Consider the following 24,111-nt stretch of genomic DNA (forward strand, 5'->3'; position numbering starts at 1 on the left):
TCGCCGAATCAGCCGGCGGCGAAAATTCACGGGGCACCAGAAAATCAGGGGGCAGTGCCTAATTCCGTATGGACAGAACAACCGAGCGAGTCCAAAACTAGACACTTTGCGGAAAAGTGTCAAGAATAGTTGAAGAGAAAGCTACAACCTAGTCAGTGGAACCCATAGCGGGCTGCAGCCACCGCGTAAGAAAAGTCCGTAGATCGTCGTCGGAATGAATGGACTCGCTGTCGAACGCGATGACCGATAACCCCAGGCGGACGGCAATTTCGATAATGCCGTCCAACTCCTCCTCCGTTGCGAGCCCTCGCTCCACGATGGGTGAAAGAAACTCGTGTGCAACAGGTTTAGCCCGATCCATCATCTCTACCGAGAACACCGGATCACCTCGTTCGGCGAGCAACAATGTTGTCAGCACTGGGTGAGCCCGCACCTCCGCCCGCGAGGCCACGATGAATTCGACGACGTATTCGCAGGCGCTTTCCACCGCAGCCAGTCGCGCTTTGATGCCACTCAACATCTCGACCGTGAGATCGGACATCGCCTTGGACACAACTTCTTCACGGGACCCGAAGTTGGAGTAGACGGTTTGGCGCGACACACCAGCCTCGTGAGCAATCGCAGCCATGTTGACGGCCTCGAACCCGCCACCCTCGATCAGTCGAAGCGTGGCGTTCAGGATCTTCTGCTGCGACCGCACCGGGAAATTATCGCCTATCAGCACCCGATTCACCCAAACCTGGATCGCGACAAGCCCGCAGGTCACGACGATTTACGGACCGTTCGAGAAGATTTCTGGGCAAAATCGCACTTTCGTGACCCAGTTCACGAAATTATGGGCTATGTTGTTACTCGCCGGTAGCTCATAGGGGTGAGCTCCGCACCACACTTCCGAGCACTGCCGAGATCGATTGCCGCACCTACGCGTCCGGCGATCCGATACGGCAAGCGGGCCTCTGTCGAGGACCGTCTTTCACACTTCTTCAGGTCGATCGCAGCAACTCGCGCGCTGTCTTCGACACGCATCGAGAGGCATCCATGAACAATTTGTCCGCAGCGTTTCGGCGCACGTCCACTCGGCGATTCCGGGTTGCCGCACTGGTCGGCATGTCCGTCGTTGCAACATCACTCTGTGCCGTCACCGCGATCAGCCCTGCCGCCGCTGCTCCAGCGATCCCCGAGTTCTATCAACCGCCCGAGGATTTCTCGACCGTTCCCGGCAGCGTCATTCGCACCGAACCGATGACGCTCCGAGCATCACTGCCCGAGTACAACGGTCCGTGGCCGGCCCCAGCGCAACGAGTGATGTATACGTCACGGCTTCAGGACGGCACGCCCACCGCGGTGACGGGCACCTACATCGACACGTCGAAGCCGTGGCAGGGCAGCGGCGAGCGACCCACTGTTGTCATCGGGCCAGGCACGATGGGTCAAGGTGACCAATGCGCGCCGTCGCGGGCTTTTCCCGACGCACTGCTGATCCAGACCGATCCGCTGTCGATGTCCGCAAATCAGGAACTGTTCTCCGCCGGAACCTGGAATGCATTGGGGGCCCGCGTTTTTGTCACTGACTACATCGGTCTGGGCACCCCCGGCGTCCACACATACGTCAATCGAATCGAAGAAGCGCACGCCATGCTCGACGCCGCCCGGGCGGCAAACATTCTCAGTGGAACCGGCTCCGATACTCCCCTGGCGTTCTGGGGATACTCGCAGGGCGGCGGAGCGGCTGCCGCAGCGGCCGAGCTCCAGCCGAGTTACGCACCGGAACTCAACCTCGCGGGAACCTGGGCGGGCGCTCCCCCGCCCGATCTGCGATCGGTACTCGGACAGATCGACGGCAACCTGATCGGCGGTGTTGTCGGATTCAACATCAACGGGCTACTCGCGCGTTATCCCGAACTGAATGCGTCGTTGGACCAGCGGATCACCCCGCAAGGGCGCGCCCTTCTCGATCAACTGTCCACCGAATGTGTCGGTGACATCATCGTCAAGCACCCCTTCATGCGCACCGACGCGCTGACCGTCGACGGCCGACCTCTCCTCGAGCATCTCGACGAGATCCCCGAAGCCGCAACCATTCTCGACGAACAACAGATCGGTAACCTGACGCCGGCCTCCCCCGTTCTCGTGACCAGCGGAATCAACGACGACACCATTCCATACGCGCAGGCACGGGCGCTGGCCGAGACATGGTGTTCGCGGGGTGCCACGGTCACTTTCCGGACCAACGTCCTGCCACCGATCGCGCCCGGCACAACGTTTGCCAATCACTTCGGCCCGGAGATCATCGACGGATTCGGCCCGAACAACGCGTTCGACTACCTCCGGGATCGATTGAACGGCGTGCCGGTCGGTGGCTGCCAGTTCGACTGATCGCCGACGTCATCGTCGGTTGAAGTAGCCGCGCGTTTGTCGGTGCCGCGACCTAGGCTCTCCGCATGGCCGAACTAGCGACAACCGTGACCAGAGTTGTCCATGCACCCGTGGACACCGTATGGAAGGTCGTCACCGACCTCGACGGTGCCGTCGACACCCTCACCGGCGTGAGCCGTATCGAACGGCTCGCCGGTGAGGGGTACGCCGTTGGCACCCGGTGGCGTGAAACCCGAAAACTCATGGGCAAGGAAGCAACCGAGGAAATGTGGGTCGTAGAGGTCGACGCGCCCACCCGCACTGTGGTGAAAGCGCATTCGAACGGCATGGACTACACGTCCGGGTTCACGCTGAAGCCCGTTCCCGGCGGCACGCTGCTCGCAATGAACTTCGCCGGTGTTTCCGAGTCCCAGTCCGCCGCGTCCAAGGTCCTCGGTGCCGTACTCGGACGCCTCGGACTTCGGATCACCCGAAAGATGATGGCCGCCGACCTTGCTGACTTCGCCGCAAAGGCCGAACGGACCGCCTGAACATGACGCGCAATCGCCGACTGGACGAATGTCCCGAACAACTCAGGTGGATAACAAGACTCGACTAGCCGCCAAATCGCCCACGGTGGGCGTAGCGTCCAGAGTGCTTCATACACGGACGACGCATCGGGGCGTAGTTCACTTGGCCCGAAGGGGGCAGGAATGGCATTCAGCGGTACCACCGACAGTGGCGGTTCCGGCGCTACACGCGCTGCCGTCGGACATGCAGTTCTCTTTGCCGGCGCTGCCGCACTCGGCGGCTTCCTTTTCGGATACGACACAGCTGTCATCAACGGAGCAGTCGGAGCGATCCGCGACAAGTACGACATCGGTGCCGGTGCCACCGGACTAACCGTGTCACTGACCCTGCTCGGCGCGGCCTTGGGTGCCTGGATAGCGGGATCACTCGCCGACCGGCTCGGTCGGATCCGTGTCATGCAGATCGCGGCAGTGCTGTTTGTTGTCGGCGCCGTCGGTTCTGCGGTTCCGTTCAGCGTCTACGACCTCACGTTCTGGCGTGTGGTCGGCGGTGTCGCAGTCGGTTTTGCGTCGGTGATCGCACCGGCATACATCGCGGAAATCTCGCCGGCCGCTATCCGTGGCCGCCTCGGTTCGATGTATCAGCTGGCCATCGTGCTCGGAATTGCGGTGTCGCAGTTGGTCAACTACGCACTCCAAGCCGCGGCGGGTGGCGCTCGCAACCAGATTGCCGGCCTCGAAGCCTGGCAGTGGATGCTGATGCTCGAGGCAGTACCTGCGCTGCTTTATCTCGTCATGACCACGACGATCCCGGAATCTCCTCGTTTCCTCGTCGCTCAGGGCAAGGACGACCGCGCCCGCAAGATCATCTCCGACCTCGAAGGCGGCGACGACGAAGCCGTCACCGGCCGGATGGAGGAGATTCGCGAGTCTCTCAAACTCAAGCAGGCCAAAACCACTGTGCGTGAGCTCTTCTCGAAGCGCCTCGGTGTCTCGTACTTGGTCTGGCTCGGCATAGCATTGGCCGCGCTTCAGCAGTTCGTCGGAATCAACGTCATCTTCTACTACTCCAGCACGCTGTGGCAGGCCGTCGGATTCGGCGCAGACCGCTCGCTCCTGATCAGCGTCGTCAGTGCCTTGGTCAACATCATCGGCACCTTCGTCGCGATTGCCGTCATCGACCGCGTCGGGCGAAAGCCGTTGCTGCTGGTCGGTTCCGCCGGTATGGCGATCTCACTCGGAACAGCGGCTATCTGTTTCCATTCGGCAACAGTAACGAAGAACGAGATCGGCGAGTCCGTCGCGACACTGAGCGGCGCCAACGCCACCATCGCGCTCATCGGCGCGAACGCCTTCGTGTTCTTCTTTGCACTGTCGTGGGGACCGGTCGTCTGGGTCCTCATCTCCGAGATGTTCCCCAACCGAGTGCGTGCCACGGCAGTCGGACTCGCCACCGCAGCAAACTGGGTCGCCAACTTCCTGGTGTCCTGGACCTTCCCGTCACTGGCCGATTGGAATCTGTCGCTCACCTACGGCGGCTACGCGGTGATGGCACTGCTGTCCCTGTTCGTGGTGCTGAGATTCGTGAAGGAAACGCGGGGCAGCACACTCGAATCGGTGCAATAACACCGACAAGCCACATCCCAGCCATAAACGTATCGGCACTGCTGAGAAGCAATTCCCAGCAGTGCCGATACGTTTGACGTTTCTACTCAGCCCTGTGCGGGCGCGTCGCCGCGTGCGGGCGCGTCGTCTCGAACATGAACGGCTGAGCCGCCCATGCTTGCGACCCAACCCGTGATCTTCAGCGACAGGTCCTGCGCCGTGAGACCCAACTCCTGATGGATAGCTTCTCGCGAGGCGTGATCAAGGAATTGCTGCGGCACACCCATGTCGCGGCACGCGGTGTGAACACCGGCAGCGCGCAACGCAGCGGAGACCGTCGAACCGATACCACCGTGCACTCCACCGTCTTCGAGAGTGACAACAAGCGCGAACTGGTCGGCCAGCTTCACCAATGCGTCCGAGACGGGCAGAACCCACCGCGGATCGACGACGGTCACTGCGATGCCCTGCTTGTCGAGTCGTTCGGCGATCGCGAGTGCCAACGATGCAAATGGTCCCACCGCAACGAGGAGCACATCGCCGCGATCGCCCTCGGATTCGCGAAGCACATCTAGGCCGTCGAGCCGCTTGATCGCCGGAATCCCCTCGGGGACAGCACCCTTCGGGAACCGGACGACGGTCGGACCGTCGTCGACCTTGAGCGCCTCGTCCAATTCTTCACGGAGCGTGACGGCGTCGCGTGGGGCAGCAACACGAATTCCGGGAATGATGCCGAGCAGAGACAAGTCCCAGACACCGTTATGGCTGGCGCCGTCGACGCCGGTGACGCCGGCGCGGTCGAGGACGACCGTCACCGGCTGCTTCAGGAGTGCAACATCCATGAGCAGCTGATCGAAGGCGCGGTTGAGGAAGGTCGCGTAAATCGCGACCACAGGATGCAACCCGCCGAGTGCCAGTCCGGCCGCTGACGTCATTGCATGCTGCTCGGCGATACCGACGTCGAACATGCGGTCAGGAAACTTTTCCGCGAACGCGGCCAGGCCGGTGGGGCCGGCCATTGCGGCTGTGATCGCCACGATGTCCTCGCGGCGCGAAGCCTGCTCGATCAATTCGGCGGAGAAGACCGATGTCCAGTCGAGTGCCGGCGTCTTGTCGGACCGACCGGTCACGGGATCGATAACCCCGGTTGCGTGCATCTGATCCGCGACATCGTTCTCGGCATGTGCGTAACCGTTGCCCTTGCGGGTGACGGCATGAACGATCACCGGTCCGCCGTAGGCCTTGGCCCGGCGCAACGCCGATTCCATGGCCGGCTCGTCATGTCCGTCGACGGGGCCGAGGTACTTGATACCGAGGTCGGTGAACATGACCTGCGGGCTGACCGCGTCTTTGAGCCCGGCTTTCATTCCGTGCAGGACGGAGTACGCCGTGCGTCCCACCCACGGAAGCTTCTTGACCATCCTGCGACCGTTGTCGAGCGCCCGCTCGTAGCTCGGGGCGGTCCGCAACGCGGAGAGGTGATCGGCGAGTCCACCGATGGTGGGCGCGTACGAGCGACCGTTGTCGTTGACGACGATCACCACGGAGCGATCTTTGCCGGCCGCGATGTTGTTGAGGGCTTCCCAACACATTCCGCCGGTGAGCGCACCGTCGCCGACAACGGCGACGACGTGACGATCTTGACCGGTCAGAGCAAACGCCTTGGCCAAACCGTCGGCATAGGACAGGGCGGCTGACGCGTGGGAGGACTCGACCCAGTCGTGTTCACTCTCCGCGCGGCAGGGGTACCCCGACAAACCGCCTTGTTTACGCAAGGTGCCGAACTGATCCTTGCGGCCGGTGAGGATCTTGTGGACATACGCCTGATGTCCGGTGTCGAAGATGATGGCGTCCTGCGGGGAATCGAAAATTCGATGCAGGGCGAGTGTCAGTTCGACAACTCCGAGATTGGGACCGAGGTGACCACCGGTAGCAGCGACCTTCTGCACCAGGAACTCACGAATCTCGTCAGCCAACTCCGAAACCTCGGCGTGGCTCAACTGACGCAGATCGTCAGGACCCTGAATGCGGGCAAGAACACCCAACGAGATCGCTCCTTCCGTGCTTCACAGCTGCACCGGTGCGCGCCGCGGCTGTCTGTGCGACAGTTCTGTCAGTCTACGGAGCGTTGTCGCGAACCGACACGCGGACTCGGCGGTATTCACCTGTGACTTCGAGTAACAGCACCGCCAGCCGACGGTTCGTGATTGCAATCACAGACAAATCGGATGACAGATCTTGTCTTCGCCCGCTCTGCAACCACAAATTGTCGAACCTCTCGGCTTACAGTCTTCCTATGGGAAACGTGGTAGACGATCTGATCGCCCGAGTCTTCGACGAAGTCCGATCACTCGATGCCGGAGAAGTCGCGGACTACATCCCCGAACTCGCCGCAGTCGCCCCCGATTCGTTCGGGATCTGTCTCGCCACTATCGACGGATACGTCTACGAAATCGGTGATTCCCGGCACCCGTTCACGATCCAGTCGATCTCCAAACCATTTACGTACGCGCTGGCTCTCGCCGATCGCGGCGCCGACGCGGTTGCCGAGAAGATCGACGTCGAACCATCCGGTGAGCCGTTCAACGAAATCAGTCTCGACCCCCTGACCGAACGCCCGCGGAATCCGATGATCAACGCAGGCGCCATCACCGCGGCTTCGTTGGTGGCGGGCGCAGATCAGGCAACCCGGTTCGAACGCATTCGCGCAGCGTATTCGCGCTACGCCGGCCGGCAGTTGCCGTTCAACGAAGCCGTCTACGACTCCGAAGCGCGCACCGGACATCGCAATCGCGCGATCGGACACATGCTGCGCTCGTTCGACGTGATCTCCGGCGACCCCAACGACGCGGTCGATCTGTACTTTCGTCAGTGCTCCATCGACGTGACCTGTCGCGACTTGAGCCTGATGGCCGCAACAATGGCAAACAACGGTGTCAATCCCCTGACCCGTGAGCGCGCGCTCACCGCCGTCGGCGTCGAACAGGTCCTCAGTGTCATGTCGACGTGTGGAATGTACGACGGCGCCGGGAAGTGGCTGGTGGAGGTGGGGTTGCCCGCCAAGAGTGGCGTCGGCGGCGGCGTCATGGCAGTGCTTCCCGGGCAGATCGGAATTGCCGTCTACTCCCCCCGGCTCGATGCTCACGGAAACAGCGTTCGTGGCATCGCCGCGGCAAAAGCACTGTCCAAGGAATTGGAGCTTCACTTCCTGCATGTGACGCGAGCAGCGAGGTCGTCGATCCGGGCGCGGTACACCGTGACGGAAGCTCCGTCACGGGTACGGCGGACACCCACAGAGCAAGCAGTGCTCGACGACGTCGGCAAACGAAGCCGGGTTTACGAATTGCACGGCGATCTTCTGTTCACCGGCGCGGAATCAGCTGTACGCGAGATCGGTTCGGTGGACGAGGGGCTCGAAGTGGTGGTGATCGACGTCCGCCGGGTCGACGACGCCAGCGACGTGGCGATTCGCATGATCACGGCGCTGCGGACTCAACTGGCCGAACGGGGTTGCGCCGTGGCTCTGGTGGACCCGGCCGGACTTCTCGGTCAGGCGAGTTCGAGCATCGATCCCCGCCAGCGCGGCGGACGGGTCTTCGCGGATCTCGACTCGGCGATGGCCTGGTGCGAGGATGCCCTACTGACGATCCATTGCTCGCAGCAGCGCCAACCGACAAGTCTGTCGATCGAGAACCACCCCGTCCTGGACGCGTTGTCACCGCAGCAAGTGTCTGCCTTCGTCTCACAACTCGAGAATCGAACCTATGCGCGGGGTGAGACTATCGCCCGCCGTGGTGATCCCGCATCGGGTTTCTACCTCATCCTGCAAGGCCAGGTAACCACGACGTTCACCGATGTCCAGGGCGCCCGGCACCGGATCGCCACGTTGTCCGCTGGAATGACTTTCGGTGAGATGACGATGTTCCTGGACACCCGCTTCCTCAACGACGTCCGCGCCGACACCACCGTCGTTGTTGCCGTCCTCACGACTGCACGCTACAGCGAACTCACTTCTGCGGCACCGGAACTCAAACTTGCACTACTGGAAAACCTGGCGTCCGGAGCCTACGAACAACTCGACATGACCTTGCGCAGCGTCATCGGTGCCGGACGCATCGGATAGGAGAATTTCGTGACCTCGACAACGTCGGAGCACTCGGATCCGAGCACAGTGACCGTCAACGGAACCGGCAGCGCCACTGCCGCTCCCGACATTGCCCGCGTGTCGATCGGCATTTCGGTGACATATCCAGCCGTGGCAGACGCTTTCGACGCACTGGCCCGGCACTCGACTACCTTGACGGAAACGCTGCGTGCCCATGACATCCGCGGAGTCGACCTCGTTACGACGGGACTCAGCGTTCACCCGCAGACACAATGGGTCGACGGTGGACGAAGCGAGACAACCGGTTTCACAGCGTCAACGACGTTCCGAGTGGTAGTTCGCGATCTCGACCCGAGTAGCGCAACCTCCCCGGCATCGCTCATTGCCGCCTGCATATCCGCCGCCGGCGACGCGATTCGTTTGGACAGCCTGGAGTTCGATCTCGAAGATCGCACGGAGTTGGCAGAGCGGGCCCGCGAAACAGCCTGGGCAGCAGCCCGATCGAAGGCTGTGCATCTGGCTGGTCTGGCACAGAAAAATCTGGTCGACACCCTCGAGATTTCCGAGGGTGTCGACCAGATGATCCCGGTGCGCGGTGTGTTTGCCGCTGCTCGGGCAGATTCTGCTCCGCTAGCCGTCGAACACGGTGAGATCGAAGAAACGATCTCGATCCGTGTTCGATGGTCTATGGCGTGATTACTGTGACGTGGCCTTCTCGAGGTCGACGTCCTTGGCCGCAGGTTCCACGATGTCGATCGTGGTCCGCAGTGCGCGGTTCGGGATGAAGACAACCGCGACCAGGGTGACGATGGCGACAATCGCTGCGACCAGGAAGATGCGTCCCGTTGCGTCACCGTAGGCGAACCGAACGATCTGTCCGACGAAGTCGGGCATGTTGTTCAGGTCGAGCCCGTCCTGCATGCTCTTGCCCGCAACCATCTGCTGCTCCGGCGGAAGAGCGGACACGGATTCCTTCGTCAAAGTGCCGACGCGACTTGCGAGGATGGAACCCAGAACCGAGACGCCGATCGCGCCACCGAAGGTGCGGAAGAACGCAACGATACTGCTTGCCGCGCCGATGTTCTCGACACTGACCGTGTTCTGGACCGCGAGCACGATGTTCTGCATCAACATGCCGGTACCCATACCGACGATCGCCATGAAGACTCCGATAATCCACAGGTTGGTCCCATGGTCGATCGTGGAGAGAAGACCGAAACCGATGACGAGCAGGACGGCACCGGAAACAACGAACGGCTTCCACTGACCGAATTTGGTGATCAACTGTCCGGAACCGACCGAGGCGACGAGCATGCCGGCCACCATGGGAATGGTGAGCAATCCGGCAGCCGTGGGATCGAAACCGCGAGCTGTCTGGAAGTACTGCGTCAGGAAGGTCGTCGCACCGAACAGGCCGACACCCACTGCTACCGATGCGATGATTGCCAACGCGGTGGTGCGCTCGGTGATGATCTTGATCGGCAGGATCGGATCCTTGACCTTGGATTCGACGAACATCGTCAGGGCCAGCAACGCAAGTCCGCCGACGACGAAGTACAGCGACTGCATCGAGAACCAGGCGTAGTAGTCATCCTGACCGGCGAAGGAAACCCAGATCAGCAGAACACTGACACCTGCGGTGAGCAGAGTGGCGCCCAACCAGTCGATGGAGACGTTGTCCTTCTTCTCGGTCTCGATGTGCAAGGTGCGCTGAAGGAGGAACAGTGCGATGACTGCCAACGGAACACACACGTAGAAGCACCAGCGCCAGCCGATCGTGTCGACGATGACACCGCCGAGCACGGGTCCACCGGACATCGAGACAGCCATGGCAGCGCCCATGTAACCGGAGTAACGACCACGATCACGCGGCGGAATGATGGAGCCGATGATTGCCACGACGAGGGCCGTCAAGCCGCCCATGCCGATGCCCTGAATCACACGGGCACCGAGAAGCAGCGGCACGTTGTGTGCTGCGCCCGCAATGATGGAGCCGACCACGAAGATCACGATCGACGTCTGGACCAGCAACTTCTTGTTGAAGAGGTCGGACAATTTGCCCCAGATGGGCGTCGACGCGGCCGTCGCGAGCAGTGCCGCCGTGATGATCCAGGCGTACTGCGTCTGCGTCCCGTGCAATTCACCGATGATGGTCGGGAGTGCCGTCGAGACGATGGTGCTGCTCAGCAGCGCGGTAAAGAGTGCCGCGATGAGTCCGGTCAGGACTCTCAAGATTTCGCTGTGCGTCATCGCACCGCTCTCGGTACTTGCCCGAGTTTCTCCAACTGTGGCTGACATGTGCTTTATCTCCCAATAGTTTCTACGCCCGCGACCGGCATGGCCGTGTGCGGGACTGCAGGTGAGGCCTGACGATGGATCGCTGCGCCGAACGTCTCGTTGAGACGTTGAAGCGACGACACTGCGGCCACGGCCTCTTCCTGGCTCCAGTCTTCGAGCATGCTGCGCAATCGCGCCGCTCGCCGTTGTTTCGTTTCCTCGAGAACGCTGTGCCCCTCGTCCGAGACTCGGATTCGGAACGCTCGCTTGTCTGCGGGGTCGGGACTTCGCTCGACATACCCGGCATCCACGAGATCGGACATCTGCCGACTGAGCGAGGACTGACTGACACAAAGGTCTACTGCCAACTCGTTCTGTCTGCACTCCCCTTTTGCCGCCAGCATGAACAACACGCTGACCAGCGCCGGCGGCAACACGCTTTCGGCGCTGTGAGTCACCACGGCCCGTAAGGACCTGCCGAACAGGAAAACCGTGTCGACAAGAGCTTGGGCCGTATCCGGCTGCACTGACATTGAGAACCCCTGACAACGATCTGCGCGAAAACTACTTGCAGAACACAACTATACATTTAGTTGCATAGTGCAAGCAACCTCCGGCGACGCGATAAGAGTCACATCCGATTCGGGAATCAGCTAACCGACAGCGATCACATCTCGATAGGGCTCAACGCTCGAGCAGGGCTATGCATTCCACGTGATGAGTTTGAGGAAAGGCGTCGAAGGCACGAAGCCCCCCGATGCGGAACCCCTGCTCGAGGTACAACCCGACATCCCGGCCGAACGACGCCGGATCACACCCGATATGGATCACGCGCTCGGTCCCGGTCGACGCGATCGCCTCCACCACCGGTCGTCCGGCGCCCGCTCGCGGTGGATCCAGAACAACCACACCCGGCGACGGCGCCAACGACGCGGCAGCCACGATCTTCTCGACCCGGTCGGTGTGGAATCGGACCTGCTCCTGATCGGCCAACGCCGCCCGTCCGTCCGACGTTGCACGCGCAGACAACTCCACGGATTCCACGACCCCGTCCGGTCCGACACGATCCGCCAGTACTGCCGCAAACACCCCGACCCCGCCGTACAGATCCCATGCCGTATCGCCGGCGCCGACGCCGGCCCAATCACGCACAACGTCCGAATATGCCTGCGCCGCACCACGATGCGCCTGCCAGAAACCCGTCACAGAGAGTTCCCACTCGCGGGTACCCACGCGCTCACGCGCCGTGTCACTTCCCAGAGCAACTCGCGTCTTCCGCGGGCCACTGCCGGCAGCACGGCGGGCCGTCGCCCCGCGCCGACCGGTCGCACGACGCCCGGCCTTCGCGATGGTGGGCGCGCTGATCTCGACAACATGCCTGGCACCCGCACCGTCGAGGACTACCTGCAGTTCACTGCCCGGAGACCACTGCGGACCGGCCAAACCGTCGTAGGCACGTTCCTCGATCTGGGTGCATCGCAGATCCGTCACGATGCGATTGCTGCGAAACGCGTGGTACCCCGCCTCGCCGTTGCCGTCGACGGCAAGCCGAACGCGAGTCCGCCACCCGGTGCCGTCGCCGGTCCCCGGCAGAACCTCCACCGGCACGTCGTGTTCGACGCCCGCCAGTCTCTGCAATTGCTCGGCCACCACCAGAGATTTCATCTCGCGCTGGATCTCGAGATCGGCGTGCGAGTAGTCGCAGCAACCGGCTCCCCCGGGTCCCGCGACGGGGCACGTCGGGTCGATGCGATGCGGCGACGCCTCGAGAATGGACACCGCGTCGGCGCGCGCGAACGACCCACCCTTGTCCTCGGTGACCCGAACCAGAGCCCGCTCCCCCGGCAAACCGTGACGGACGAACACCACGCGGCCCTCGTGGCGGGCAACGACAAACCCGCCGTGACCGGGCTTCCCCAGTTCGGCCTCGAAGCTCTGCCCGGTCCAATTCTCACTCAACGAACTACGCCTGCCGTTCCATTTTCTTGATTGATCATTTTTCTCCCGCGTCGTAGCCACGACGGGTTGCACCGGCTGTCTTCTCGATATCGAGCGGTTTGGCCTTTGCCGACGAACTCAACTGCCACGGAACACTCGTCACCATCACGCCGGGTTGGAAGAGCAGCCGGCTCTTGAGCCGCAATGCGCTCTGGTTGTGCAGGATCTGCTCCCACCAATGTCCGACCACGTACTCGGGGATGAACACGGTGACCACGTCACGGGGCGCGTCGCGTCGCACTCGCTTGACGTAGTCGAGAACCGGCTTCGTGATCTCGCGGTACGGCGATTCGATTACCTTGAGCGGCACCGTCACGTCGCTCTTCTCCCACTGTCGAACCAGTGCGCGGGTGTCAGGTTCGTCGACGTTGACGGTGATTGCCTCCAGCGTGTCCGGTCGTGTTGCTCGCGCATAGGCCAGGGCGCGCATCGTCGGCATGTGCAGCTTCGAGACCAGCACGATCGAGTGCGTCCGGCTCGGCAGTACGCCGTCCCACTCCTGCTCCTCGAGCTCGGCGGCAACGCTGTCGTAGTGCCGTCTGATCAACTTCATGACACCGAAGATGGCCACCATCGCGACGATCGCGATCCAGGCGCCCGCCGCGAACTTGGTGATCAGAACGATGACAAGTACAGCACCGGTCATCGCAAGACCGATCGAGTTGATGACCCGAGACCGCTGCATACGCGAACGTTGCGCCTTGTCGGTCTCGGACTTCAGATGGCGCGTCCAGTGCTTGATCATGCCGGTCTGACTGAGCACGAACGAGACGAAGACACCGACGATGTACAGCTGGATCAGTTTGGTGACTTCAGCGCCGAAGATGACCACAAACGCAATGGCAGCAGCCGACAGGAACAGAATGCCGTTGCTGAACGCCAACCTGTCACCGCGAGTGTGCAGCTGACGCGGCAAGTAACGATCCTGAGCCAGGATGGACGCGAGGACGGGAAATCCGTTGAACGCGGTGTTCGCGGCCAGCACGAGGATCAGCGCAGTCACAATGGCGATGAAGAAGAACCCGATCGGGAACCCGTTGAACACGGCTTCGGCGATCTGCGCGATCAGGGTCTTCTGGTGGTAGCCCTCGGGAGCACCGACCAGCTGTTCCTGCGGATTATGGGCATAGACGATGCCGATCTTCTGAGCCAGGATGATGATGCCCATCAGCAAGACGATGGCGATCGAACCGAGCAGCAGCAACGTGGTCGCCGCGTTGCGGGACTTCGGTTTCTGGAAGGCCGGCACACCGTTGCTGATTGCCTCGACGCCCGTCAGCGCTGCACAACCCGAGGAGAACGCCCGCGCGATCAGGAACGCGAAGGCAATCCCGTAGAGGTGCGAGTCCTCGGCATCGAGGGTGAACGACGACGATTCCGCGTGAACATCCTCACCGAGAACATAGATCCGGAAGAAACCCCACCCCAGCATCAGGAACATGCCGACGATGAAGGCGTAGGTCGGAATCGCGAACGCAGTTCCCGATTCTCGGATACCGCGCAGGTTCACCGCCGTCAGCAGAACGATCGCCGCCACCGCGAACAGCACCTTGTGCTGAGCGACGAACGGCAGCGCTGAACCGATGTTGGACGCCGCGGACGAGATCGACACAGCAACAGTGAGCACGTAGTCGACCATCAGTGCGCTGCCGACCGTCAAACCCGCTGTCGGGCCGAGGTTGACCGTCGCCACCTCGTAGTCACCGCCACCCGACGGGTAGGCGTGGACATTCTGGCGGTAACTCGCCACGACAACAGCCATCACGATGGCGACCGACAGGCCGATCCACGGCGTGTACGCGTACGCCGAAATGCCCGCAACGGAGAGAACCAGGAAGATTTCTTCGGGGGCATAGGCAACGGACGACATGGCGTCGGACGCGAACACAGGGAGCGCAATCCGCTTGGGTAGCAGCGTGTGCCCGAGTTTGTCACTTCGGAACGGCCGGCCGAGCAAGAGCCGCTTGGTCGCGGTCGAGAGCTTAGACACGTGCAAAGCGTAAGCCGTCGCGCCCGATATCGAGTCATCCGCAGCAGAACTCCGTTGTCATCGGTGCGATCACAGCAGTATTACGCCAGTCGGAACTTGCTCTTCCCGCTCGGCGATGTACGGTTCGTTTCGACGTGCAATCGCGTCGGAAAGTCCATGAACGGAGTAGGTCGTGTATGTCGTCATCATGGGGTGCGGTCGTGTGGGATCTTCCCTCGCCGCGTCCCTGACCAGGATCGGACACGAAGTTGCGGTCATCGACCGCGATCAGAGTGCATTTCTGCGTCTCGACCATGATTTCACGGGAACCACGGTTCTAGGCATGGGCTTCGACCGCGATGTGCTGATCCGATCAGGCATCGAGCGCGCTGACGCCTTTGCAGCCGTATCGTCAGGTGATAATTCCAACATCATCGCGGCCAGGGTTGCGCGCGAAACCTTCGGTGTCGAACGCGTCGTCGCTCGAATCTACGACGCGAAGCGCGCCGCTGTGTACGAGCGCCTCGGCATCCCCACCGTGGCAACAGTTCCGTGGTCGACCGACCGGTTCCTGCACACGCTGACCAAGGAAAGCCAGACCGCGAAGTGGCGCGACCCGTCGGGAAACGTCGCCATCACCGAACTTGCGCTACACGAGGATTGGGCCGGCAAATCCATCGCGATCCTCGAAGGCGCGACCAATTCCCGGGTGGCATTCATCATCCGCTTCGGCACCGGCGTCCTCCCCGATCGCAAGACCGTCATCCAGGCCGACGACCAGGTCTACGTCGCAGCAGTCTCCGGGACTGTCGCCGAAGCGATCGCACTTGCCGGCAATCCGCCGCCGAGCGACGACTGAGGTGGCTGCAATGTACACACCACACCCGAGTGCACTGCCCGAAAACATGATGCACCACAACGTGATTGGAAGTTCCAGGTGAAGGTCGCCATCGCCGGCGCAGGTGCCGTAGGTCGCTCCATTGCGCGCGAGCTGATTCGCAGTAATCACGACGTCATGCTGATCGAACGCAAGATCGAACACGTCGAACCCGAGTCCGTACCCGAAGCCACCTGGGTACATGCCGACGCCTGCGAGCTCAGCCGACTCGAGGAAGCCTCACTGGAGTCCTACGAGGTGGTCATCTCCGCAACCGGTGACGACAAGGCCAACCTCGTGCTGAGCTTGCTCGCGAAAACGGAATTCGGTGTCCGCCGCGTCGTCGCCCGCGTCAACGATCCGCGAAACGAATGGCTTTTCGACGAGTCGTGGGGCGTCGACGTTGCCGTCTCCACCCCCCGGATGCTGGCATCGTTGGTCGAGGAAGCCGTGTCGGTCGGTGATCTGGTCAAACTCATGACCTTGCGTCAGGGTCAGGCCAACCTCGTCGAGATCACGCTGCCCGACAACACACCCCTCGCCGGCAAGCCCGTCAAACGACTCGAACTCCCCCGAGACTGCGCGCTCGTGACGATCCTGCGCGGTGGGCGCGTCATAGTTCCCGAACTCGACGACCCCATCGAAGGCGGCGACGAACTTCTCTTCGTCGCAGCGATCGACACGGAGGATCAACTCAGAACAGCACTTCGCCTCGACGACTGACACCGACTTCACACATCGAAAGGGACACTCATGACCGCTGCACCCGAAAACACCGTTGTCGTCGACAATCCGGCTCAGAGCCGCTTCGAGATTCATGTCGACGGAGATCTGGCCGGAATCGAGGACTACACCACCGCCGGCGATGTGCTCTCGTTCAATCACACCGAGATCTATCCCCGTTTCGAAGGATTGGGACTTGCCTCGATTCTGGTGAGCGGCGCGCTGGACCAACTCCGCGCGCGCAGCCTCAAGGTACATCCGGTGTGCCCGTACGTCGTGAAGTTTCTCGGCAAGCACCCCGACTATCAGGATTTGATCAGCTGACGTCGCGCTGATCGGGTTGATCGCCCGGATCCTCGCCTACCGCTTCGATGTCGCTCTCGGTAGGCGAGGGCTCGACAATCCGATCTGCCTTGCGCACAGCCCAAATGGTGACCAGGAAAGCCAGTCCCGCAAGCGGCCACCCCATCGCGATTCGCGCGACGGCGAGCCAGCCCGTGTGATCGGTGTCGTACAACTGCGACTGAACGATGTACCGCGCACCGAATACCAACGCCCATGCCGCGGTGGCAATGTCGTAAGCCCGCACCGCACCTTTGTGCCGGCGCCAGAGGTTGCCATGGCCGTTGAGAAATCCCCAAATGATGCCGACCAGAGGCCATCGAATCAGTATCGACACCACAAATGCGGCACCGTAGGCGAGACTTGTGTAGATACCGAAGAGGAAGTAGCCCTTGGCATCTCCGGTGCGGTGGGCGATGAACGCAGATACGGCGACACCGAGAACGCCTGAAATTGCCGGCTGGATGGACTCTTTGCGGAAGACTCGCCACGCGGCGATCAACACGGCCACGCCCACGGCCGCCCAGATGGCAGCGGTGAGGTTCCAGATGCTGTTGACCGGTACAAAGATCAGAATCGGCAACGACGTGTAGACGAGACCACTCACACCACCGAGTTGGTCCATCACCGATTGCTGTTTGGGTTCGCTCACCTGTCGAGGGTGCCACACCCGCCGCGTTATGCGGCAAATGCGCTGTGTCTGGTACTAGGGCTGCGTCTACTCGCCGCGCAGCTCGTAGTACGGATTGAAGATTGCCTTGCGCCCGTCCCGCTCGCCGACGCGGCCACGGATCAGAATGCTCTTGCCGGTCTCGATGCCCGGAATACGGCGTCGGCCGATCCAGACGAGGTTGATGACCTCGGTGCCGTCGAAGAATTCCGCTTCGATACTGGCATTACCCGACTTCGGACACGCGTCGACGCTACGGAGTCGACCCTCCATCGTGACTTCTTCGCCGCGCCGACAGTCACATGCCTTCCGGCCTCCCACGGCCTCGATGGACTCGGTCATTTCCTGTGCATCCAACTGATCGACATCCTCGGTGAGGCGACGGGTCAATCGGCGAAAATATCCTGCGGCGGCGGGTGCCATTGCGCGCTCCTGCGAACAAATGTGACGCACGGGTTTCGCGTCACGGAAGGGCTGTGTGTTCGCCACTGTAGCCCCATTACGACCCGGTAACCACACCGGTCGATCGGTGATCTCGGGGCACCAGGCAAGATCAGGTAATGGCGCTCACACACTCACCATCAGTTGCGGTCATTCTCCCTGGTACGGGCTCTGACGCACACTTCGTGGACCACGCGTTCCGTGGACCCCTCGCTGCCCGAAGTGTGCGCACCATCGCAATCGAACCGGACCCTCGGCGTGTCGTGGGCAGCTACCTCGACGCGATGGATGCCGCAGCCACCGAATACGGACAAATCCTTGTCGGGGGTGTGTCCATCGGTGCTGCCGTCGCATTGCAGTGGGCAGCGCTCAATCCGGACAGGACGTCGGGGGTGTTGGCGGCGCTGCCACCGTGGACCGGAGCGCCGGATAACGCACCGGCGGCGGCAAGCGCACGGTTCACGTCGTCACAACTACGCAGCGACGGTCTCGAATCGGTGATTGCGGCGATGCTCGCATCGAGCCCGGCCTGGCTGGGACGCGAGCTGGAGCGTTCGTGGCGTTCACAGTGGCCGGATCTGCCCGCAGCTCTCGACGAGGCCGCAACGTACTTCTCGCTGACCGAAGCGGCTCTCGCGGAGATCGACGTCCCCGTCGGAATTGCGGTAGCGCTCGACGATCCGGTTCATCCGGCAGCCGTCGCTTACGAATGGGCGGCCGCGCTCCCTCGCGCCGAAGTGGGCACGCTCGAGCTCGACCAGATCGGACATGACGCCGCGATACTCGGGGCAACGTGTCTCGAAGCGCTCGCAGCGGCCCAATCCGACACCGCCGCGAGCGCCTGAAGCAGACGTGGGCTACTGGCCCAATTGCTGCATGGCAGAACCGGATTCGCCGCGGCGTTGCGGCGGAACCGGCGGGGTGGGCGGCTGTTGCTGCGCCTGCTGGCCCGCAGCGATCTGCTGATCGACTTGCTGCTGAGCTGCGGCCTGCTGCTGCGCGACCAGCTGCTGCTCATGCGCGGCGGCGAGCTGCTCAGCCAGCGCTTGCGGCAGCACGACCGGCAGCGGTGTCCGCACCGGATGTGGCTCGGATCCGCGATTGACGACGGTATCGCGCAGAATGTCGCGCGCAATGGCCACCAGCGGTGCACCGGCGGCCGTCGATCCACTGGGACCCGCCACAACACACCGAACCATCCACCGGGGACCGTCCACGCCGATGAAACGCAAATCCATGGCAGCGGTCTCCGCGACCAATTCACGACCCCACGGACCGTTCTCGATGCTGACCGGCGAATTGTCGTCACGCAAGGACTGCGCCAGTTCGGCGACGACCTCACGCCACTGCCCGGGCGATTTAGGCGCCGCATACGCGGCAACAGTGACTCGCCCGTGTTCGGTGACCAGGTGCACTGCCTGGGGTGACCCGTTGGGTGCCATCTCCACCTGCAGTTGACCGCCAGGAGGCATCGGAACCAGAACAGAACCGAGATCGAGCCGCTGACCGCTGCGACCGGCAGTGGGATCGTCGGACTCCAGGTCCGCGATGTCGTACGGGCCCTCCGACTCTTCGCTCACCGCGTCATCCACGTCGTCGGCATCGTCGACCTGGTCGAGATCCTCGTCCTCGAAGAAACCTGTCGGCTCCTCGTCTACATCTGACTTCTTCTTACGTCCGAACATATTTCAGACTCCCTCTACGACAGGACTGACACCTGCATCGGTGTCGAGTATCGCGTGTCCACCGCTCGAACCGTATCCGCCGGTACCGCGGGCGGTGTCGTCGAGCGACTCCACTTCCTCGAATACCGGTAGCTCGACGCGCTGGACCACGAGCTGCGCAATTCGGTCGCCTCGACGAATCTCGACGGCTGTGTCCGGGTCGAGATTGATCAGACACACCTTGAGTTCGCCGCGATAGCCCGCATCCACGGTGCCCGGCGCATTCACGATGGACAAACCCGACTTTGCAGCAAGTCCGGAACGCGGATGGATGAGTCCGACAGTGCCGACCGGCAAGGCAATCGCGATACCTGTACCAACCAGGGTACGGCGGCCGGGCTCGATGATGACATCGCTGGTGGAGCACAGATCCACACCGGCATCACCGGGATGTGCACGCTGCGGAACCGGCAGGTCTGGGTCCAGTCGCTTCAAGGCGATGGAGAGATGATCGCTCACGTCGGCCAAGACTACTCGGCGCGACGGACTATCCTTGACTCGTGCCCGAAACATCTCGACCTGACGTCGCTGCCACAACCCCTGCGTCCAGGACGCTCTATGCCGAGCGCCTCTGGTTGCCCATCGGATGGTGGATTGCCGGAGTAGCGGTGGCCGCGCTCCTGGCCGCCGAGTTCCACATGGGGCGTTCCGGGCTACTGCCCCTGCTCGCGTATGTGTTGCTGCTGCCCATCCCGATCTGGCTGGCCTTCTGGCTCAGCCGCTCCCGAGTCGAGGTTGTCGAAACCGGCGGGGTCAAGGAATTGCATGTGGGCCGTGCGCACATTCCGGTAGATCTGATCTCCCGGGCCGCTGCGGTACCGGCCTCGGCAAAGAGTGCCGCGATGGGTCGCCAGCTCGATCCGTCGGCTTTCGTTCAGCACCGGCCGTGGGTCAAGACCATGGTTCTGATCGTCCTCGACGATCCGGAAGACCCCACGCCGTACTGGCTCGTGAGCTCACGTCGACCGGACGAGCTGGTCAAAGCTCTGAGCGTCTAGCAGTCTCACGGTCCCCAGATTCTGCGGCGGCCTGATTCTGCGGCCGCCTTGATCCCTCGGTCGACCCGAAGACATCGGGCCGACCGCAGGGACGCAATGCAGCGCTGCGTCGACCGCCGGGACGCAATGTAGCGCTGCGAAGGACTATCAGGCTGCGCAGTCCATGCACACGAGCTGTCCGTTTGCATCGCTCGCCAAACGGCTGCGGTGATGCACGAGGAAGCAGCTCGAACACGTGAACTCGTCGGCCTGCTTCGGAACGACCCGAACCGACAGCTCTTCGCCGGAAAGGTCTGCACCGGGCAGCTCGAAGGATTCTGCAGTGTCGGTCTCGTCGATATCGACGACAGCCGACTGCGCCTCGTTGCGCCGCGCCTTCAGCTCTTCGAGCGAATCCTCCGAAACCTCGTCGGACTCTGTACGCCTCGGTGCGTCGTAGTCAGTTGCCATGTCGCTTACCCCTCATCCTTCTCGTGTATCCCGGTCCCATGAACGCCTGGAATCCGGTAGATCCCGTCATGCGCATGGAAACCGCCGTGGCATGGAGATCATTCCCTGTCGCTGCACAACGTGGCAGCGGGCGGAAAAGTGCCCGGAAACTTTTCCCGAGAACGTGATCTGTGCCTCATTTGGTTGTCATTACGGCATGGAGCCGACGCCCAGTCGAACGACCTGGGCCGCCAGACAGTAGCCGAAGTAAGCACGAAAGTAGTAACCCATTCGGTCATTTCCGAAAAAAGTCTGCGAATCGTCACCAACTACACAGCATTTTGTGATCTTCGACCCCCAAAACGCCGTTGAAATCACCTCGGTATGACCGCGGCGGCACCGACGTATCAACTCGGCGAAATTCGGTTGACGGCCAGTCACCACACACGTGAACGGGATTGAACCGCGCGCCCTCTAAGGTAGGCACCGAACGTCACGCCCGCACTGCTCGGCTTGACGACGAAGCTCCAACTCGTCCAGAAAGTCGAGGGATACCGTGGTTTCTCTGATCACCGAAGGCAGCGCGACCGACGACCAAGGTCGTCCGTTCCGGCGCCGACGCGTGTGGCCGGTCGTCGCGGTGTTCGCGGTACTCGCCGTGCTCGGCAGCGCGCTCTGGATCAAAATCCTCACGGCCGACGCAAAAATCAGCGACACCGTCGCGTGCAATCGCCCGCAGGCGTCGTCCGATCCGGCCGCGCCACAACCGATGCCCCTCGGTTCCGTAGTGGACCGAACCACGCTGCTCGACGTGGAACCGGCACCGCTGGCCGCGACCAAGGTCCGAGTCTTCAACGCCAACGGCGAAAGCGGCCAGGCCTCGCAGGTAGCCGCCCAACTGAAGGACTACGGCTTTGCCAGCGCTCCCGACGTACAGGTGGGCAACGACCCGGTCTACGTGGATCAGAACATGCAATGCCAAGGCCAGATCCGGTTCGGGGAGAACGGAATTGCTGCAGCCAGCGCCGTATGGCTGGTCGCGCCGTGCGCCGAACTGATCGAGGACGGCCGCACCGACGACACGGTGGATCTTGCGCTCGGCACGTACTTCGGCAAGATCTCCCCCAACACCGACGCCGGCGAGGTGCTCCGCGCCCTCGCCGAGCAACCCGCGAATGCCGAAGCCGCTGCAATGGACATCGATCTTCTGAAAGCAGCGCGAACCGCTAGGTGCTGATCGGGCGATCAGCACCGCAGGCGGAAAGCATCCTCGCGAACTCGTCGGCGATCCCCGGGGCGCACGCATAGACGATGTCACCCGCCGCAGACGTCGAATTCGGGCCCGGGATGCTGATCACGGCACCGGCTTCTTCGGCGATCAACGAACCGGCAGCCCAATCCCACGGGCTCAGGCCGTGCTCGAAATGGGTATCGACACGACCGGTCGCGACCATGCACAGATCCAGCGCCGCAGAACCGATCCGCCGGATGTCGCGCACCTGGGGCAAAATTTCCGCGATGATCCGCCCCTGCGCCTTGCGTCGCTGCGCGCCGTATCCGAAACCTGTAGCCACCAACGCCATTGACAGCTCGGCCACCGGATTGACGGCGAGCTCACTGACCGCACCGTCCTCGGTGGTCATCGTGGCACCGCCGCCGCGGTGCGCCGAATACGTCGCCCGCGCCGACACGTCGACCACCGCGCCGGCCACCGAAACTCCGTCGATCTGCACCGCCACCGACACCGCGAACGCCGGAACCCCGTAGAGGAAGTTCACAGTTCCGTCTATGGGATCTACGACCCAACGGACCCCGACGACGTCGCCGGCGTGGCCGCCACCTTCCTCACCGAGAATCGAGTCGTGCGGCCGTAGCGTCGCAAGCAGATCCCGGATCACCTGTTCCGTCTCGGTGTCGACGATCGTCACCGGGTCGGTCGGTGTGCTCTTGACCGCAACGGATCCGGCGTCGGAACTACTCGCGCTCTCACCCGAACCGACGACGCCGAACACTTCCGGACGACGGGCTCGAACGTGCGCTGCAGCACGTTCCGCGACGGCAACCGCAACCACTCTCAGTTCGGCCGGATCAAGCGAATCTGTGGACAGCTCGGACAGGGAAATCTCTTGTGGGCGCACTCCACCATCGCAACACATCCATAGATGCGCCGCACCACGCGCACCCGTTCGGGTTAGTGTTCTATTCGGTCAGATCGCGACATTCGAATTCGAGCCCTCAGGAGCGCAGGACGATGACAACGACAGGTTTCGGAATCGATGTCGGCGGCAGTGGAGTCAAAGGCGCGCTCATCGATCTGAGCACCGGCGAGATGATCGGTGAGCGCATCAAGATCCTGACCCCGCAACCCTCGACTCCCGACGCAATTGCCACCACTGTGACCCAGATCGTCGAGCAGGCCGGCTGGGACGGCCCCGTCGGCATCACATTGCCGTCGGTCGTCACCGGCGGCATCGCCCGCAGTGCCGCCAACATCGACAAGTCCTGGATCGGAACCGATGCTGTTGCGCTGTTCGGCAAGGCACTCGGCGGCCGCGCCGTCACCGTTCTCAACGACGCCGATGCCGCTGGTATCGCCGAGGACACCTACGGCGCCGGCAAGGACGCGTCTGGGGTTGTCATCTTGCTGACCTTCGGAACCGGTATCGGGTCGGCGATTCTGCACAACGGAGTTCTGTTGCCCAACACCGAGTTCGGCCACCTCGAAGTCCACGGAAAGGAAGCCGAACACCGAGCTGCGTCGTCGGTGAAAGAGAAAAAAGACCTGAGCTACAAGCAATGGGCCGTCGAGGTCTCCAAGGTGCTCACCACGATCGAGGACCTGACATGGCCCGATTTGTTCATCGCCGGCGGCGGCATCAGCCGTAAGCACGAGAAGTGGATTCCGCTCCTCACCAATCGCACGCCGGTCGTTCCTGCCGCACTTCTCAACACCGCCGGAATCGCAGGCGCCGCCTTGGCCGCGTCGAAAATCTAGGCTGATTCCGCCGGCGACGGGTTGCGCGAAAGGGTGAAAACGGGGGTTAATCCCGTGCGGAAAATGCCGTTAA

The 24,111-nt window shown here is 62.4% G+C and carries 24 protein-coding genes; 12 read left to right on the top strand and 12 right to left on the bottom strand.

Features of this window, described 5'->3' with window-relative positions; all coding sequences use genetic code 11:
* Window positions 1-148: 148 nt before the first annotated feature.
* Window positions 149-700, bottom strand: a complete 552-nt coding sequence (locus tag ACFRFQ_RS19405) for a TetR/AcrR family transcriptional regulator (protein WP_378660968.1) — start codon at window positions 698-700, stop codon at window positions 149-151.
* Between the two features lie 338 nt (window positions 701-1,038).
* Here ACFRFQ_RS19405 and ACFRFQ_RS19410 point away from each other — a divergent pair, with 338 nt between their 5' ends.
* From ACFRFQ_RS19410 to ACFRFQ_RS19420, 3 genes are all read left to right on the top strand, one after another.
* Entirely contained in the window at window positions 1,039-2,376 is a 1,338-nt protein-coding gene (locus ACFRFQ_RS19410; protein ID WP_378660970.1) for a lipase family protein, read from the top strand.
* A 65-nt stretch (window positions 2,377-2,441) separates the two neighbouring features.
* Window positions 2,442-2,906: an SRPBCC family protein gene (locus ACFRFQ_RS19415; protein WP_378660973.1), complete on the top strand. Its 465-nt coding sequence runs from the start codon at window positions 2,442-2,444 to the stop codon at window positions 2,904-2,906.
* 162 nt (window positions 2,907-3,068) lie between these two features.
* Window positions 3,069-4,511: a sugar porter family MFS transporter gene (locus tag ACFRFQ_RS19420; protein ID WP_378660976.1), complete on the top strand. Its 1,443-nt coding sequence runs from the start codon at window positions 3,069-3,071 to the stop codon at window positions 4,509-4,511.
* A gap of 86 nt (window positions 4,512-4,597) precedes the next feature.
* Here the strand turns inward: ACFRFQ_RS19420 and dxs are convergent, their stop codons facing one another.
* Window positions 4,598-6,535, bottom strand: a complete 1,938-nt coding sequence (gene dxs / locus ACFRFQ_RS19425) for a 1-deoxy-D-xylulose-5-phosphate synthase (RefSeq protein WP_378660978.1) — start codon at window positions 6,533-6,535, stop codon at window positions 4,598-4,600.
* Between the two features lie 251 nt (window positions 6,536-6,786).
* Between dxs and glsA the strand changes: the two genes are divergently transcribed.
* Window positions 6,787-8,613 (top strand): glutaminase A, encoded by a 1,827-nt coding sequence (gene glsA, locus ACFRFQ_RS19430; protein ID WP_378660981.1) that lies wholly within the window; start codon window positions 6,787-6,789, stop codon window positions 8,611-8,613.
* 9 nt (window positions 8,614-8,622) lie between these two features.
* Window positions 8,623-9,291, top strand: a complete 669-nt coding sequence (locus tag ACFRFQ_RS19435; protein ID WP_378660984.1) for an SIMPL domain-containing protein — start codon at window positions 8,623-8,625, stop codon at window positions 9,289-9,291.
* On the opposite strand, the gene ACFRFQ_RS19440 is transcribed toward ACFRFQ_RS19435, so the two are convergent.
* From ACFRFQ_RS19440 to ACFRFQ_RS19455, 4 genes are all read right to left on the bottom strand, one after another.
* Window positions 9,292-10,893: an MDR family MFS transporter gene (locus ACFRFQ_RS19440; protein ID WP_378660987.1), complete on the bottom strand. Its 1,602-nt coding sequence runs from the start codon at window positions 10,891-10,893 to the stop codon at window positions 9,292-9,294. It lies immediately after the preceding gene.
* 5 nt (window positions 10,894-10,898) lie between these two features.
* On the bottom strand, window positions 10,899-11,405 hold the full coding sequence (locus ACFRFQ_RS19445) for a MarR family winged helix-turn-helix transcriptional regulator (protein ID WP_378660990.1): 507 nt from the start codon (window positions 11,403-11,405) through the stop codon (window positions 10,899-10,901).
* Window positions 11,406-11,556: 151 nt separating this feature from the next.
* A complete protein-coding gene (locus tag ACFRFQ_RS19450; RefSeq protein ID WP_378660993.1) occupies window positions 11,557-12,831 on the bottom strand; it encodes a class I SAM-dependent RNA methyltransferase in 1,275 nt (424 codons plus the stop codon).
* 34 nt (window positions 12,832-12,865) lie between these two features.
* Window positions 12,866-14,860, bottom strand: a complete 1,995-nt coding sequence (locus ACFRFQ_RS19455; protein ID WP_378660996.1) for an APC family permease — start codon at window positions 14,858-14,860, stop codon at window positions 12,866-12,868.
* Between the two features lie 172 nt (window positions 14,861-15,032).
* Here ACFRFQ_RS19455 and ACFRFQ_RS19460 point away from each other — a divergent pair, with 172 nt between their 5' ends.
* The 3 genes from ACFRFQ_RS19460 (at window position 15,033) to ACFRFQ_RS19470 (ending at window position 16,763) form a co-directional block, all read left to right on the top strand.
* Window positions 15,033-15,698, top strand: coding sequence for a potassium channel family protein (locus ACFRFQ_RS19460; protein WP_378660998.1), 666 nt, complete (start codon window positions 15,033-15,035; stop codon window positions 15,696-15,698).
* A 78-nt stretch (window positions 15,699-15,776) separates the two neighbouring features.
* Window positions 15,777-16,439, top strand: a complete 663-nt coding sequence (locus ACFRFQ_RS19465) for a potassium channel family protein (RefSeq protein WP_378661000.1) — start codon at window positions 15,777-15,779, stop codon at window positions 16,437-16,439.
* 30 nt (window positions 16,440-16,469) lie between these two features.
* Window positions 16,470-16,763 (top strand): GNAT family N-acetyltransferase, encoded by a 294-nt coding sequence (locus ACFRFQ_RS19470; protein WP_378661003.1) that lies wholly within the window; start codon window positions 16,470-16,472, stop codon window positions 16,761-16,763.
* Here the strand turns inward: ACFRFQ_RS19470 and ACFRFQ_RS19475 are convergent.
* Both ACFRFQ_RS19475 and ACFRFQ_RS19480 read right to left on the bottom strand, forming a co-directional pair.
* Window positions 16,756-17,433 (bottom strand): DUF3159 domain-containing protein, encoded by a 678-nt coding sequence (locus tag ACFRFQ_RS19475; RefSeq protein WP_378661006.1) that lies wholly within the window; start codon window positions 17,431-17,433, stop codon window positions 16,756-16,758. The two genes, ACFRFQ_RS19470 and ACFRFQ_RS19475, sit on opposite strands and share 8 nt — an antisense overlap.
* A 66-nt stretch (window positions 17,434-17,499) precedes the next feature.
* The gene (locus ACFRFQ_RS19480) at window positions 17,500-17,874 is read right to left on the bottom strand and encodes an OB-fold nucleic acid binding domain-containing protein (RefSeq protein WP_378661009.1); all 375 of its coding nucleotides are present in this window, start codon (window positions 17,872-17,874) and stop codon (window positions 17,500-17,502) included.
* A 137-nt stretch (window positions 17,875-18,011) separates the two neighbouring features.
* Here ACFRFQ_RS19480 and ACFRFQ_RS19485 point away from each other — a divergent pair, with 137 nt between their 5' ends.
* Window positions 18,012-18,737 carry an alpha/beta fold hydrolase gene (locus ACFRFQ_RS19485; protein WP_378661011.1) on the top strand — a complete coding sequence of 242 codons (726 nt, stop codon included), beginning with the start codon at window positions 18,012-18,014 and terminating at the stop codon, window positions 18,735-18,737.
* Between the two features lie 12 nt (window positions 18,738-18,749).
* On the opposite strand, the gene ACFRFQ_RS19490 is transcribed toward ACFRFQ_RS19485, so the two are convergent.
* The gene (locus tag ACFRFQ_RS19490; RefSeq protein WP_378661013.1) at window positions 18,750-19,577 is read right to left on the bottom strand and encodes a DUF3710 domain-containing protein; all 828 of its coding nucleotides are present in this window, start codon (window positions 19,575-19,577) and stop codon (window positions 18,750-18,752) included.
* A gap of 3 nt (window positions 19,578-19,580) precedes the next feature.
* A complete protein-coding gene (gene dut, locus ACFRFQ_RS19495) occupies window positions 19,581-20,075 on the bottom strand; it encodes a dUTP diphosphatase (protein WP_378661015.1) in 495 nt (164 codons plus the stop codon).
* 41 nt (window positions 20,076-20,116) lie between these two features.
* On the opposite strand from dut, the gene ACFRFQ_RS19500 reads away from it, so the two are divergent.
* On the top strand, window positions 20,117-20,614 hold the full coding sequence (locus ACFRFQ_RS19500) for a DUF3093 domain-containing protein (RefSeq protein ID WP_378661018.1): 498 nt from the start codon (window positions 20,117-20,119) through the stop codon (window positions 20,612-20,614).
* A 147-nt stretch (window positions 20,615-20,761) separates the two neighbouring features.
* Here ACFRFQ_RS19500 and ACFRFQ_RS19505 read toward each other — a convergent pair whose 3' ends face one another.
* Window positions 20,762-21,064, bottom strand: coding sequence for a DUF4193 domain-containing protein (locus ACFRFQ_RS19505; protein ID WP_003942593.1), 303 nt, complete (start codon window positions 21,062-21,064; stop codon window positions 20,762-20,764).
* A gap of 535 nt (window positions 21,065-21,599) precedes the next feature.
* Between ACFRFQ_RS19505 and cei the strand changes: the two genes are divergently transcribed.
* Window positions 21,600-22,280 carry an envelope integrity protein Cei gene (gene cei / locus ACFRFQ_RS19510; protein WP_378661021.1) on the top strand — a complete coding sequence of 227 codons (681 nt, stop codon included), beginning with the start codon at window positions 21,600-21,602 and terminating at the stop codon, window positions 22,278-22,280.
* On the opposite strand, the gene ACFRFQ_RS19515 is transcribed toward cei, so the two are convergent.
* Window positions 22,270-23,199, bottom strand: a complete 930-nt coding sequence (locus ACFRFQ_RS19515) for an inositol monophosphatase family protein (RefSeq protein WP_378661024.1) — start codon at window positions 23,197-23,199, stop codon at window positions 22,270-22,272. The two genes, cei and ACFRFQ_RS19515, sit on opposite strands and share 11 nt — an antisense overlap.
* Window positions 23,200-23,294: 95 nt before the next feature.
* Here ACFRFQ_RS19515 and ppgK point away from each other — a divergent pair, with 95 nt between their 5' ends.
* Entirely contained in the window at window positions 23,295-24,038 is a 744-nt protein-coding gene (ppgK, locus tag ACFRFQ_RS19520) for a polyphosphate--glucose phosphotransferase (RefSeq protein WP_378661026.1), read from the top strand.
* Window positions 24,039-24,111: the final 73 nt, after the last annotated feature.

It is taken from the genome of Rhodococcus sp. NPDC056743 (assembly GCF_042790355.1).
Taxonomy (GTDB): Bacteria; Actinomycetota; Actinomycetes; order Mycobacteriales; family Mycobacteriaceae; genus Rhodococcus_F.